The 12,680-nt window shown below is 58.1% G+C and carries 13 protein-coding genes; 2 read left to right on the top strand and 11 right to left on the bottom strand.

Annotated elements, in window-relative coordinates:
• Window positions 1–74: 74 nt before the first annotated feature.
• The 6 genes from secF to H1B31_RS07410 all read right to left on the bottom strand — a co-directional run bounded on the left by secF (window position 75) and on the right by H1B31_RS07410 (window position 5,178).
• Window positions 75–992, bottom strand: coding sequence for a protein translocase subunit SecF (gene secF / locus H1B31_RS07435; protein WP_185979854.1), 918 nt, complete (start codon window positions 990–992; stop codon window positions 75–77).
• Entirely contained in the window at window positions 985–2,217 is a 1,233-nt protein-coding gene (gene secD / locus H1B31_RS07430) for a protein translocase subunit SecD (RefSeq protein WP_185981258.1), read from the bottom strand. Before secD ends, secF begins: the two co-directional genes overlap by 8 nt.
• Window positions 2,218–2,250: 33 nt before the next feature.
• Complete coding sequence (locus H1B31_RS07425; protein WP_185981257.1) at window positions 2,251–2,868, bottom strand: 5-formyltetrahydrofolate cyclo-ligase; 618 nt, start codon at window positions 2,866–2,868, stop codon at window positions 2,251–2,253.
• Entirely contained in the window at window positions 2,868–3,146 is a 279-nt protein-coding gene (gene yajC, locus H1B31_RS07420; RefSeq protein WP_009439709.1) for a preprotein translocase subunit YajC, read from the bottom strand. Before yajC ends, H1B31_RS07425 begins: the two co-directional genes overlap by 1 nt.
• A 13-nt stretch (window positions 3,147–3,159) precedes the next feature.
• Window positions 3,160–4,281 (bottom strand): tRNA guanosine(34) transglycosylase Tgt, encoded by a 1,122-nt coding sequence (gene tgt, locus H1B31_RS07415; RefSeq protein WP_185979853.1) that lies wholly within the window; start codon window positions 4,279–4,281, stop codon window positions 3,160–3,162.
• Window positions 4,282–4,398: 117 nt separating this feature from the next.
• Entirely contained in the window at window positions 4,399–5,178 is a 780-nt protein-coding gene (locus H1B31_RS07410) for a Rossmann-like domain-containing protein (protein ID WP_185979852.1), read from the bottom strand.
• A gap of 84 nt (window positions 5,179–5,262) precedes the next feature.
• Between H1B31_RS07410 and H1B31_RS07405 the strand changes: the two genes are divergently transcribed.
• Together H1B31_RS07405 and H1B31_RS07400 are read left to right on the top strand one after the other, a co-directional pair.
• Entirely contained in the window at window positions 5,263–6,240 is a 978-nt protein-coding gene (locus H1B31_RS07405; RefSeq protein ID WP_226372083.1) for an ABC transporter substrate-binding protein, read from the top strand.
• Window positions 6,241–6,353: 113 nt separating this feature from the next.
• Window positions 6,354–6,767 (top strand): ATP-binding cassette domain-containing protein, encoded by a 414-nt coding sequence (locus H1B31_RS07400; protein WP_226372082.1) that lies wholly within the window; start codon window positions 6,354–6,356, stop codon window positions 6,765–6,767.
• A 62-nt stretch (window positions 6,768–6,829) separates the two neighbouring features.
• Here the strand turns inward: H1B31_RS07400 and H1B31_RS07395 are convergent, their stop codons facing one another.
• The 5 genes from H1B31_RS07395 to trmD form a co-directional block, all read right to left on the bottom strand.
• The gene (locus H1B31_RS07395; RefSeq protein WP_185979851.1) at window positions 6,830–8,122 is read right to left on the bottom strand and encodes a nitrogenase component 1; all 1,293 of its coding nucleotides are present in this window, start codon (window positions 8,120–8,122) and stop codon (window positions 6,830–6,832) included.
• Window positions 8,115–9,422, bottom strand: coding sequence for a nitrogenase component 1 (locus tag H1B31_RS07390; RefSeq protein ID WP_185979850.1), 1,308 nt, complete (start codon window positions 9,420–9,422; stop codon window positions 8,115–8,117). Before H1B31_RS07390 ends, H1B31_RS07395 begins: the two co-directional genes overlap by 8 nt.
• A gap of 42 nt (window positions 9,423–9,464) precedes the next feature.
• On the bottom strand, window positions 9,465–10,331 hold the full coding sequence (locus H1B31_RS07385) for a shikimate dehydrogenase (RefSeq protein ID WP_185979849.1): 867 nt from the start codon (window positions 10,329–10,331) through the stop codon (window positions 9,465–9,467).
• A 7-nt stretch (window positions 10,332–10,338) separates the two neighbouring features.
• Window positions 10,339–11,796, bottom strand: a complete 1,458-nt coding sequence (locus H1B31_RS07380; RefSeq protein WP_185979848.1) for a nicotinate phosphoribosyltransferase — start codon at window positions 11,794–11,796, stop codon at window positions 10,339–10,341.
• A 92-nt stretch (window positions 11,797–11,888) separates the two neighbouring features.
• A complete protein-coding gene (gene trmD / locus H1B31_RS07375) occupies window positions 11,889–12,629 on the bottom strand; it encodes a tRNA (guanosine(37)-N1)-methyltransferase TrmD (protein WP_185979847.1) in 741 nt (246 codons plus the stop codon).
• Between the last annotated feature and the right edge of the window lie 51 nt (window positions 12,630–12,680).

Genomic DNA, 12,680 nt, shown 5'->3' with positions numbered 1-12,680 from the left:
CGGTACTCCCGAAAGCAGGCTCTTTTATAGAAGCACTGATAACGCCGAGAATTTCGTTTCGTCAGTGCTTCCTTTTATCCCTCCACGGCCGCAGGTTTCGCGGCAGGATGCCGCTCCGTGCGATTCCGCAGCTCGATCCAGAGCTGACTTGCAATGAAGATGGAGGAGTAGCAGCCGCTGGCAAAGCCGACGAGGAGTGCAAAGGCAAAGTCCTTTGTCGTCTCGCCTCCGAACCAATACAGTGCAAATGTCGTGAACAGAACCGTGAACACCGTATAGAGTGAACGTGTCAGCGTCTGATAGATGGAGCGGTTCACAAGTTCATCGATATCGCCGCCGCGGCGGAAATGGAGTTTCAGATTCTCGCGGATGCGGTCAAAGATAACGATCGTATCGTTGATCGAATATCCGACGATCGTCAGGAGTGCCGCGATAAACGACGAGTCGATCTGACGCTGGGTAAACGAGAATACCGCGAGCACGATAATGATATCGTGGATGAGCGCGAGCACCGCCGATACGCCGAAACGCCACTCAAAGCGGTAGGCGACGTAGAGGATGATGAGTGCCCATGAGATCACAAGCGCGAGTACGGCATTCGTAATCAGCTCGCCGCCAATCGTCGCGCCGACCTTCTCCTCGCGCAGTACGGTGTAGGGACCGACATCCTGCGTGAGCGATGCCATGACCTCCTTGCGCTGATTCTCCTCGAGATCAATCGTACGGATCATGACGTTCTCGGAGGACTCGATGCCCGACTCCGCACCCGCAAGCTGGATCGTACTTCCATCGAGATCGTATTTCGCAAGACTCGAACGCACATCGGAAAGCGTCACAGGCTGCTCAAAGCGCAGGTCGATGATCGTCCCGCCCGTGAAGTCGATGCCGAAGTTGAAGCCGCGCACCCCCATACAGATCAACCCGGGGATGATGAGCACGAGGGAGATGAGAAACCAGATTTTCCGATGTCCTGCAATATCGAACTTAGGCATTCTTCTCATCCCCCTTCTTCTTCACACCGAGCATAAAGCCGTTCGCACCATAGAGTGCGGGGCTCTCGGACAGCTTCGAGTTAATCATGAGCTTCAGCAGGTACTGTGTCAGCGTGATCGCCGTAAACATCGAGAGCATCGTTCCAACCCCGAGCGTGATCGCAAAGCCGCGAATTGTCCCCGTCCCGAGGAAGAAGAGCACGCCTGCAGCAATCAGCGTCGTGACGTTCGAGTCAAAGATCGTCGTAAACGCACGCTTGAAGCCCGCATCCATCGCATGGCGCAGTGTCTTTTGGTTGACCTGGTACTCCTCCTTGAAATGCTCAAAGATGAGGACGTTCGCGTCGACCGCCATACCGATCGAGAGAATGATGCCCGCCACGCCCGGCAGCGTCAGCGTCGCATCCATCAGATAGAGGATGCCGAGCAGCATGACCGTATATGCCATGAGTGCCAGGTCCGCGATAAAGCCCGAGAGATGGTAGAAGAAAATCATGAAGAGCACGACCGCACCGAGTCCGACCACAAACGCGAACTGGGACTTATCCTTCGAGTCCTGTCCGAGCGTCGGGCCGACCGTACGCGTCTCGATGATCTCAACCTTCACGGGAAGTGCACCGCTGCGCAGGACGACCGCGAGGTTCTGCGCCTCCTCAAGTGTCTTCTGCCCCGTGATCTCCGCACGCCCGCCGAGAATCGGCTCACGCACGTTCGGCGCAGTCAGCACCTCGCCGTCGAGCAGGATCGCAATCGTACGCCCGACGTTCTTCATCGTCAGGTCGGCAAATTTCTGTGCGCCCTCATCCGAGAACTCTAGGTTGACGACGTTCTGCCCCGACTGCGGATTCGTCGACGCCTGTGCATCCTTCAGATCTGTACCCGTGAGCACCGTATGCCCCTCTTCGTCGCGGAACTCGAGCATCGCCGTCTTGCCGATCGTTCGGATCGCAGCATCGGGATCCTTGATGCCCGGCAGTTCGATGATGACACGACGCTCCCCCTCGCGCTGGATGATTGGCTCGGTCAGTCCAAGCGAGTTGACGCGCTTCTCCATGATGGCAATGACGCGGTTCATCGCATCGTCGTTGACCTGCGCCTGCTCCGTATCAACCGCCTCCAAAACAACGTGCGTTCCGCCCTGCAGGTCAAGTCCCTGCCGAATCGAGCTCGCGAGCGGCTGGACTAGGAAAAAAAACGCGCCGATGATGACCACAATCGAAATCACCAGCTTTAACAGACTATGTTGTCTCAACAGTCCTCACACCTCTTCCTCAAGGTAGTATCCATTGCAGGAAATCATGCGCCGCTCGGTCAAAATGACATCGACGCGGGCGTCCTGCACACCCATCGGTACAGCAGGAACAATCTGAAAATCAAAGGCGAGCACAACCCGCACTGCATTTCCCGCACGCGGCAGGAAACGGTCATAGTAACCACCGCCCAGCCCCAAACGTCCGCCGTCCGAAGAAAATGCCGCTCCCGGGACAATGATAACATCAATCTCCTCGGGGGGGACAATGCTGCCGCGCGTGGGATCCGGTGTTGCTATACCGAAAACACCGTCCGTCAGCGCATCCATCGAGGGCAGCTCCCGCGCCTCCATCGTCCCCCTGCCCGTGATCTCAGGCAGGACAATACGCCGCCCGTCCGCGAGTAGCTTCTCCATAAACGGAACCAGGTCAATCTCCTCTGCCATGGAGGCATAGAGCATAATGGTTTGCGCTGCCTTCAGCACGGACAGCTGTGCCACGCGCGCACATATGCTGCGGCTCGCCTCTTTGCGCTCCTCAGCCGAAAATACACGGCGACGGGCAAGCATTTCCCGCCGCAGTATGCTCTTTTGTTCCGCTAAAATCTCATCTGCCACGCACCGCATCACTCGGGCGTATTCACAGCACTGATTGCCGAGCGTTCAAACACGATGTTCACGCCGTCTGCCACACGCAGCGTCACGCTTTTATCATCAAGTGCCGTGATCTTGCCATGCATCCCGCCGAGCGTGATAATCTCATCGCCAACCTTCAGCGCGGCAAGCATCGCATCACGTTTCTTCTGCGCCTGCTTTTGCGGACGATAGAGAAGAAAATAAAAGAAGAGCACCAATATGATAATGGGTCCCCACGAGCTCAGCTGTGCCATCATTTCTGCATCCATAAATACAACTCCTTTATTTTTTATGATAGTGATTCATAAAATCCTGATAAAATGCGGGGAACGTCCCCGCGATAATCGCCGCACGCATACGCCGCATGAACTCCTGCAAGAAGTAAAGATTGTGCAGCGTCAGGAGGCGCAGACCAAAGATCTCCTCGGCACGCACGAGGTGACGGATGTATGCCCGTGTATAGCCGTTGCGGCAGGTGTAGCAGCCGCAGCCCTCCTCGAGCACCGTAGGGTCGTGCGTATGCACGGCATTCTTCATCACGAGCCGCCCCGTCCACGTCATCGCCATGCCGTTGCGCGCCACACGCGTCGGGAAAACGCAGTCGAACATATCGATTCCATGTCGTACGCCCGTGAGAAGGTAGTCCGGCGTACCGACGCCCATAAGGTAGCGCGGCTTATCCTGCGGCAGGAGCTCCACTGTGTAGGAGAGAATCTCCTCCATCAGCTCGTGCGGCTCGCCGACACTCAGACCTCCGATGGCATAGCCCGGCAGTTCAAGCGCCGTCACCTCAGCGGCGTGCCACGCACGCAAGTCGCGGTACATACCGCCCTGCACAATGCCAAAAAGCCCCTGCCCCTCTGCATCCGCCATTGCGTCACGGCAGCGCACGAGCCACCGCTGCGTGCGCTCCGTCGATGCCTTTGCATAGGTGTGGTCGGCAGGATACGGGATACACTCGTCGAACGCCATGACAATATCCGAGCCGAGTGCTTTCTGCACCTCCATCGACACCTCGGGCGAGAGGAACTGCTTTGACCCGTCGATGTGCGAACGGAATGTCGCCCCCTCCTCTGTGATCTTGCGGAGATCGCCAAGGCTGAACACCTGAAAGCCGCCGCTGTCCGTGAGGATTGCACCGTCCCAGTGCATGAACCGATGCAGCCCGCCCGCCTCGCGCACGAGTTCCATGCCGGGACGGAGGAAGAGATGATAGGTATTGCTGAGGATGATGCCCGCGCCAAGTTCATGCAGTTCGTCAGGCGATACGCCCTTGACCGTCGCCTGCGTGCCCACGGGCATGAAGATGGGGGTCGAAAAGCTCCCGTGCGGCGTGTGGATCATGCCCGCACGTGCGCCCGTCGTCTCGTCTTTGCGAATCAGCTCATATGTTATCGCTGCCACTCATGCCCTCCCATCTCAAAACACCCTGTATCATAACACAAAAGCAAGAGATTTTCAAAACACAAATCCATGGGAATCGCTGATAAAATGACGTTTCGTGCAACAGCCCCCTGTTATTCAATTTAGATGTGGAAGAACGTCCGCCATTTTTCCACAGCTTGCAATATCGGTTTCATAGCCGAAATGAACGAGATCGGCAGCGAGTGCAGCATCGGTTGCTGTAAATCCCGAAAGACCGTTTGCACCGTAGTCAAAAAGACATGGATGCATGGGCACGGAGGGGCCAACGAGGACAGTCACGGCATTCTTTGAGAGCTCCAAGAGGCGCGGCATGGTCTTGTTGGCAAAGGTCGCCCCTGTCATAAAGACAAAGTCCTGCTGCGGCAGAAGGAACTCTGCCGCTTCCGCTGGGTAGTCCCCCCACTCGGGCTGCATCTCAAGGATGGAGAGGTCGCATATCGATTCCCATTTCTTTTGGAAATTCGGAAAGTGACCGATGACAGCGACTTTCTTGCCGCGAATTTGCTCCGTATACATGGCGAATGCTTCCAGCTTCTTGCGCTCATCCAGTGTTTCGGCGGATGCATCCTCGCCGTGGAATCCCTGCATCGCCTCCACCTTGGACGGCTGATTGTAAAATGCGTTGATGGCGGCAGCGGCAATGGATGCCTCCTGCCCTTGCCACGAGCGCACGTACTCTCCCGCTTCGCGCAGCGAACAGCCGAGAAAGCTCTCCTTTCGTAGACGCGGGCGGCTGTACGCAGGGATCGTCATGCAGATGCCGACCAAATCCCCTGCACGCACATACGTCCACGGGCGTCCGACGGCATAGTCGCCGATATAGATGTCCTGCGGCAATCCGTCGATGATCTCATCGTAAAGATTCCAGTAGTCCACGAAAATACCTCCTCACAGATCTGTTGCCCCTAGGATAACACAGCGATTCAGCAGATTCAACTGTGAACAGAGAACGAAAGGAAGATGATTGTGAAAAAAAGAAACGCACTGCTCACCGTATTATTCCTCCTCCTTATTCTGCTCGTCGGATGCGGCCAGGAGGAAAAGGAGAATCCTGTCGCCGCGACATATACCTTCACGGATTCTGCAGGACGAACGGTCGAGCTCCCAAAACAGATTGATCGCATCGCACCATCCGGCGGTCTTGCCCAGATGGCACTCTTTGCCATTGCTCCGGACAAGCTCGTCGGTATTTCCGGACAGTGGAAAGATGCTGCGCTCCCCTATGTGGGGGCTCAGTACCGCGATCTTCCCGTGCTCGGTCAGTTTTACGGCATGAAGAATTTCAACAAGGAGGCAGTGCTCTCCGCGAATCCGCAGGTCATTATCGACGTTGGAGAGAAGAAGGCGACCATTGTCGAGGATATGGATCAGATTCAAGCATCGCTCGGCATCCCCGTAGTCTTCATCGAGGCACGCTTGGACAACACTGATGAGGCATATCGCACACTGGGGAAAATCCTCGGCCGCGAAACGGAAGGAAATGCACTCGCTGATTACTGTCACGCGGTGTATGCACACAGCACGGAACTCGCTGCAAAAAACCAAAACAAGCCATCACTGCTCTACCTTGGCGGAGCACAGGGCAATATGGCAGTCGTCAAAGGGTCGTTCCATGCACAGATTGTTGACCTGCTTGCCGATAACATTGCAGTGACAACAGCACCAGCCGAAGGCTCGATGAGTCAGGTATCGATGGAGCAGATTCTCGCATGGAATCCCGAGGTTCTCGTGCTCGCAGCCGAAACAGAAGTAGACTTCGCCGCCCTCCCATGGCGTGAACTGCGTGCGGTGCAGTCACAGCGCGTTCTGCGCGTGCCATCGAAGCCATACGATTGGATGGGGCGCCCCCCCTCCGTCAATCGATTTATGGGGCTCTCATGGCTTGCGGCGCGTCTCTATCCCGAGGAATCCGGAATTAAGGAATCGCTGATAAAATGAAGTCCGTCAGATTGGCGTAGATTTTTCGTCCGAACAAGGAGGCAAACCGGACGCATAGCCAAAGCTATGTGGAGGATTTGCCGACACAGTGCGGGCAAAAAAGATGCGTCAAGATGGCACGGCTGAATTTATCAGTGCTTCCCTATACAAAGATCAGCGGCGGAGAGCGGCAGCTTGTCCTCTTGGCATGTGCGATTGTACAGCAGCCGCAGCTCCTCTGCATGGACGAGCCCACGGCGAGCCTCGATTTCGGCAATCAGGTGCTCGTGATGAACCGCATCCGTACACTCAGTGCGGCGGGGATCACGGTTATGATGACGACACATGCACCAAGTCATGCCTTTTACTGTGCAGATCAGACTGCCATCATGGGGCGGGACGGCGTGTTTTTCGTGGGACAGACAAACGATACAATCACAGAGGAACGGCTCACAAAACTGTATGGGGTCACCGCGAAGATTGTCGGGTATGAACACATCCCCGAGACACGCACCTGTGTCCCCCTCCCACCACAAGCTCATCAATGAGAAACGGGGCTGCTGCACGAAAGAAATGTGCAGCAGCCCCGATTTTTCATAGAGCGGCCATCTTATCCATGTATACCTGCTCGGACAGACAGTTCCCGCCTGAGGACGCTCCCGTTCCAGAGCATGTCCTCGATGTGCCGTGCGCCGCGCAGTCCCATAAACGGCTGATCCGAGATGTGGAGCCGATCCACGACAGGATAAGAGACGGGGACGTAGAGCATCCTGCGCGGGTCGGCAAGCACGGACTCGCTGCTGCTCCCCATGAGCAGACCACGCTCCATCGCCGCGAGCACTCCCTGCGCCCGCGCCGTATCCGTCTCCTCGAGCTGCTCGTCCGCGATCTGTGTGGCAGCAGCGTCCTCGCGCAGCTGCGCTGCAACCGCGAGGTGACGCACATCCGCCCACTCCGTCCGCAGTGCCTCGGCAAGCCCCCACGCCGACGAGCGCGGCGCACGGATGAGCGCGGTATCAAAGAGCAACTCTCCCCACGTATTCTTGAGATCGTTGATCCGCAGGAAGTCCCTGCGCTCCGCCGCCGCAATCTCCTCCATGGCATCCTCGCCGCATACGGGCGGCAGTGCGGAAAAGATCGCCGCAAGCCACCGCTTCGTCCCCGCGCGGCCGTACGGGGGAAGCGGTGCGATATACGGCGTGCCGCAGTGCTGTTCGATGTGCTTTGCCGCTGCAAGCCCGAGCTCATCATGCACAACGATATTGAGCTCCGCCTGTGAGAGATCGCCAATGCTCTCGGGTGGCATGTCGCAACCGAATACGTGGCGCACCTCATAGCCCGCCCCCGTCAACAGGCGTACAAGCTCCCGTACATCCTCCTCACCGTTGTAGTAGGACGAGGTCATGCCGATGAGGTTGACCCCGCGCCGCACCTCTCCCCGTGTCTCTCTGAGCAACACATCGAGTGTCGCGCAGGAGGCACGCGCCCATCCATCCGCAAAGCTGCCGACCAGCCCGCCGCTGTCAATAGCGACCACGGGGCAGGTCACCCCCGCCGCGCGTGCAATCGCACCGACATCATCGCCGATCAGACTTGCCGAACTGCCGCTAATGACGGCGAGCAGCGCGGGCGGATGGTCGATATGCGGCTGTAGGGCTTCGCGCAGATACTCCTCCGCACCGAACACAATTGCATCGTTGTCGAGCTGTGTGCACTTCATGCGGTGCGAGATGTCGCTCTGGCTCTGCTCGATGTGCCGCTGCGTAAAGAGATAGCACCACAGCGGGCCGTTGACGATCACGGCACAGCCGCGCAGCCCCGCGAAGAACGCCGCCGCACCTGTCAGCGCACAGCTCTCCATCCACACGGACATATCGTCGAAGGAGAGAACCCCCTCATCCATAGATCAGCCCTCCTCTGTCCGTATGCCGATAGAGTACGTGCTCCATATCCTCGATGAGCTGCCGTTCCATCGCCCAGCCGACCGTGGGCAGCTTGCCGAGCAGGATCTGCCGTAGCCCTACGTCCACGAGTTCATGCGTGGTAAATACGAAATCCACCGCCCGCAGCAGTTCCTCACTCGCGGAATCCTCCACCGCAAGGATCGGTACATCCGTGCACTGACGCAGCCCTTCCTCTACTGTGGTACGCTGTTCCTCGGTAAAGAGTGCGAGCAAGATGATCCCGGCGAGACATACGCCCGCCTTTTCGATCAGGCGCAGGAGGATCTCTGGCTGCAGCCAGTGCAGCTCGCGCCCAACGACCAGCACCGTGCGCCGCCCGTCAAGCATCTTCCGCGCACGCACGAGAACGCACTCGAACGCCGCCTCCTCGCGTTGGATCACCTCCTCCGCCTCCGACGTACGCCCGCATTGTGCACCGATGCAGCGCAGCCAATGCGCCGTCTCCTCCGCACCGCCCGCAAACGCCTCGGCAAAGTACGGCGTACCGAAGCGCGTATGCAGCTCCTCTGCGAACGCGACGAGCATCTCCTGCTTCTCGTCCGACATCGAACTGCCGAGCACAATGAGTAGCTCCGCCTCCGATACCGCCTGTATCTCATCCAGCGGCGTATAGGTGGGAAACTGTACCGTAAGCTGCAGTCCGATCCCCGCGATCAGCCGCTTCAGCTCCTGCACATAGGAGCTGTAGAAGCCGCCATAGTCCCCGAGAAACGCCACCGTCCCCTGCCGCACACGCGCGGGCGGCTGCATAAAGCGGTCGGTCAGCACACGCGCAACCGAGAGATAGCCGTCAAAGGATTCATTGTCCAAAAAGCCGCTCGTGGGGACTGCCACAACAGGCAGATCGAGTTCCTCCTCCATCTCTTCCGCCACTGCCCGCGTATCGTCTCCGATGATGCCGCTCACGCAGGAGCCGCCGATAAAGACAGCATGCGGATGATACTTCTCCGCCGCATAGCGGACGCACGCACGCAGACGCTCCGCCGCACCGAACACCGCGTCGCCCTCACCGATGCCGCTTGTGAGGAGCGGTACGGGCGACGGCGGTGCATACGTGCCCGCACCGACCAGACGGTGAAAGCTGCCGACATCCTTTTCACGCACCACATGTGCACAGGAGCGTGGACTGTGAAAGATAACCAGTGCTCCCCGCGCGTACGAGAGCGCCCACCAGACAGCGGGCATACTGCAGCTGCACTGCGCACGCCGCACGCCTGCTCGTTTTACCTTAATTGCCATACGGCTTCACTCGGTCCTCCAGTTCCTCAAATGCCATCGGTATCAGTACCGCAAGGTGTTCCGTGCAAGTTCCTCGCGCAGCGTCCGTTTCATCAGTTCCATATCGGGACGCACACCTGTCCAGAGCGAAAACGCCTCGGCTCCCTGCGCGACAAGCATTGTCTCGCCGTTGATCGTTTCACATCCCCGCGCCCGTGCCTCGCGCAGAAAGCGCGTCTCAGCGGGCGTATAGATCAGATCGTAGACGACCGCAGAGGGCTTTATCATTGCCGCATCCACAGGCGGCATCTCCTCCGTGTGTGGTGTCATGCCCAGCGGCGTTGTCTGCACCACAATATCGGCATCGCTGCACGCAGCAATCCATGCGGCATCATCAAAGGATACCGCCCGCACATCGCCGTCTGTCGCAAAGTCTGCTGCAAGTGCCGCGCCCTTTTCCACGCTGCGGACACCGATTGCGACAGAGGAAACGCCGCTGCGCAGAAGCCCCCACAGTGCCGCCCGCGCTGCGCCGCCCGCGCCAATCAATACGGCATTTTTTCCTGTGAGCGCAATCCCCCGCTCCGCAAATCCCGCAAGGAATCCCGCAACATCCGTATTGTGCCCGACCAACCTGCCGTCCTCAACCACTACGGTATTCACCGCCTGAATGCGCCGCGCGTCCTCGCTCAGCGCATCCATCAGCGGGATGATCGCCGTCTTGAACGGGATCGTCACGTTAAATCCTGCAATCCCCGCATCATAGAGGCCACGCACCGCTGACGCGAGGGCATCCGCACGCACGGGAAGAGCCGCATAGACATAGTCAAGCCCTGCGGCGTGCAGGGCTGCATTCTGTATGATCGGTGAGAGGCTGTGGGCGATGGGTGCGCCGATGACGGCGAGCAGTCTTGTCTTTCCTGTAATCATATATATCCTAACTGTGCTTTCCGCGCATATCGTCGAGCAGCCCCATCTTCAGCTCATAGTACATCGGCGTCATATCGAGATAGTGCCGATGCGGATTCTCAAAACGCTGCTCCTCCGGCCAGATCTCCTCCGTCAGCTGCTTTTGCACATAGCGGCGAACCTCTTCCAGTGTCGGCAGCTGCTCCACGCGCTTGCCCGCACGCATATAGGGACGGCGCAGATTCACCGCCGCGACCCCCTCAAAGAAGCGGTTCTTCCACGGCTTGCGTGGGTCGACATAGCGGAACGGCTTCGTGAGATCGACCTCCTCTCCCTGTACGGCGAGCATATCTGCGACCGCCTTGCCGTGCCTGTCGTAGATACGGTAGAGATCCTTGAGTCCTGGATTCGTCAGCTTTTCCACGTTCTCTGACATCTTGATGCGCGGCGAAAAGATGCCCGCATCCTCCACAGCGACGAGCTTGTAGACCGCACCAAAGACGGGGTCGGACTTCGCCGTAATCAGACGCTCGCCCACACCGAAGCTGTCCACCTGCGCTCCTTGGAGAAGGAGTGAGGAAATCGTAAACTCATCGAGGCTGTTCGACAGGATAATTTTGCAGTCCGCCAGCCCTGCATCATCCAGCATCGTGCGAACGCGCTTCGAGAGATACGCCAGATCGCCCGAGTCGATACGCACCCCCGCAAGGCGGTGCCCCCGCGGTGCAAGCACCTCATGCGCCGTACGAATGGCGTTCGGAATCCCCGAATGAATGACATCGTAGGTATCGACGAGGAGCACGGTCGCCTGCGGATAGAGCTCCGCATATTTTTTGAACGCCGTGAACTCATCCTCGAAGAACATGACCCAGCTGTGCGCCATCGTTCCCGAGATGGGAATGCCGAACTGCTGCCCCGCCGACACCGTTGCCGTCATATCGACACCGCCGATGTATGCCGCGCGTGCGCCGTAGGTCGCAGCGTCCATGTTGTGCGCACGCCGCGCGCCGAAGTCCGACACCTTGCGCCCCTCTGCCGCACGCACGATGCGCGAAGCCTTCGTTGCAATCAGGGACTGATGATTGATCTGTGCGAGAATCGCCGTCTCGATCAGCTGCGCGTCAATGATGGGCGCAACAATCGTCATCAGTGGCTCGTCGGGATAGATGATCGTCCCCTCGGGGACGGCATAGATGTCCCCACGGAAGCGGAAGTCGCGCAGGAACGACAAGAACTCCTCCGAAAACAGATTCTGTGCACGGAAATAGTCGATGTCCGCCTCCGAGAACGAGAGGTTTTCCACAAACTCAATAACGTGCTCAAGTCCGGCGAACACAGCATAGCCGCCCTTGTCCGGAACAGAGCGGAAGAAGAGGTCGAATGCAACGCGCACATCGCCGTGGCATTGATGAAAATATCCGTAGGACATTGTCATCTCGTAGAAATCCATCATCATCGACAAATTTCGCTTATCAAACTGCGTCACAGTAGTGTCCCCCTATCGGGCAGAAAGAAATGGCATAACAATCATTCCTTTGCATTATACCATTTCCTCAAGATTCACGCAAAAAGAGTTTTTCACAGAATTTCATTCTGTCTCGCGAGAAATTTCAAGTCATCGCTCGTCAGTTTTGCCAACGGCAGAAGTTCGGGACGATGACGCAGCGTTGCGAGGAGCGACTGCTCACGCCGCCAGCGTGCAATCTCCGCATGATTGCCGGAGAGCAGGACATCGGGGACGGACTTTCCCTCGAATTCGCGCGGACGCGTGTACTGCGGATAGCCGAGCAGCACATCAAAAAACGAATCCGTCGGTGCAGACGTATCGTCGCCGAGCACGCCCGGCAGCATGCGCGCCGTTGCATCGACCACGAGCATCGCAGGGATCTCCCCACCCGTCAGCACGAAGTCCCCAACGGAGATGAGACGGTCGGCGAGATCGTAGACGCGGTGATCGAAGCCCTCATAGTGCCCACAGATGAGGATAAGCTGATCGAACGAGGCAAGTTCCTTTGCTGTCTTCTGCGTGAAGACATCCCCCGCAGGGTCAAAGATGATCGTGCAGCGCCGCCTTTCATAGGCAGCGGTCTGTTCCCGAATGTCGCGCACGGCGGCATAGAGCGGCTCGGGTTTCAGCACCATGCCCGCCCCCCCGCCGCACGGGGTATCGTCCACATGACGATGTTTGTCCGTCGAGTAGTCGCGGAAATTCGTATAGTGCACGTCCAATATGCCGCGCTCCGCCGCCCGCCCGATGATGCTCGTGCCAAATACGCCCGCAAACATCTCGGGAAAGAGCGTCACAAGATCAATCCTCATAGCTGCTCCCCTTCTATCTCATAATGCTCCCCATTATAGCAGAATAGAGCA

The sequence above is a fragment of the Selenomonas timonae genome (assembly GCF_014250475.1).
Classification (GTDB): Bacteria; Bacillota; Negativicutes; order Selenomonadales; family Selenomonadaceae; genus Centipeda; species Centipeda timonae.
This window is presented reverse-complemented; position numbering and strand designations above follow the sequence as displayed.

Coding starts and splice junctions, on each gene's coding strand:
- secF (WP_185979854.1), bottom strand. CDS start 992: ATGCCTAAGTTCGATATTGCAGGACATCGGAAAATCTGGTTTCTCATC.
- H1B31_RS07425 (WP_185981257.1), bottom strand. CDS start 2,868: ATGCGGTGCGTGGCAGATGAGATTTTAGCGGAACAAAAGAGCATACTG.
- yajC (WP_009439709.1), bottom strand. CDS start 3,146: ATGGATGCAGAAATGATGGCACAGCTGAGCTCGTGGGGACCCATTATC.
- H1B31_RS07405 (WP_226372083.1), top strand. CDS start 5,263: ATGATTGTGAAAAAAAGAAACGCACTGCTCACCGTATTATTCCTCCTC.
- H1B31_RS07400 (WP_226372082.1), top strand. CDS start 6,354: ATGGCACGGCTGAATTTATCAGTGCTTCCCTATACAAAGATCAGCGGC.
- H1B31_RS07395 (WP_185979851.1), bottom strand. CDS start 8,122: ATGGATGAGGGGGTTCTCTCCTTCGACGATATGTCCGTGTGGATGGAG.
- H1B31_RS07390 (WP_185979850.1), bottom strand. CDS start 9,422: ATGGCAATTAAGGTAAAACGAGCAGGCGTGCGGCGTGCGCAGTGCAGC.
- H1B31_RS07385 (WP_185979849.1), bottom strand. CDS start 10,331: ATGATTACAGGAAAGACAAGACTGCTCGCCGTCATCGGCGCACCCATC.
- trmD (WP_185979847.1), bottom strand. CDS start 12,629: ATGAGGATTGATCTTGTGACGCTCTTTCCCGAGATGTTTGCGGGCGTA.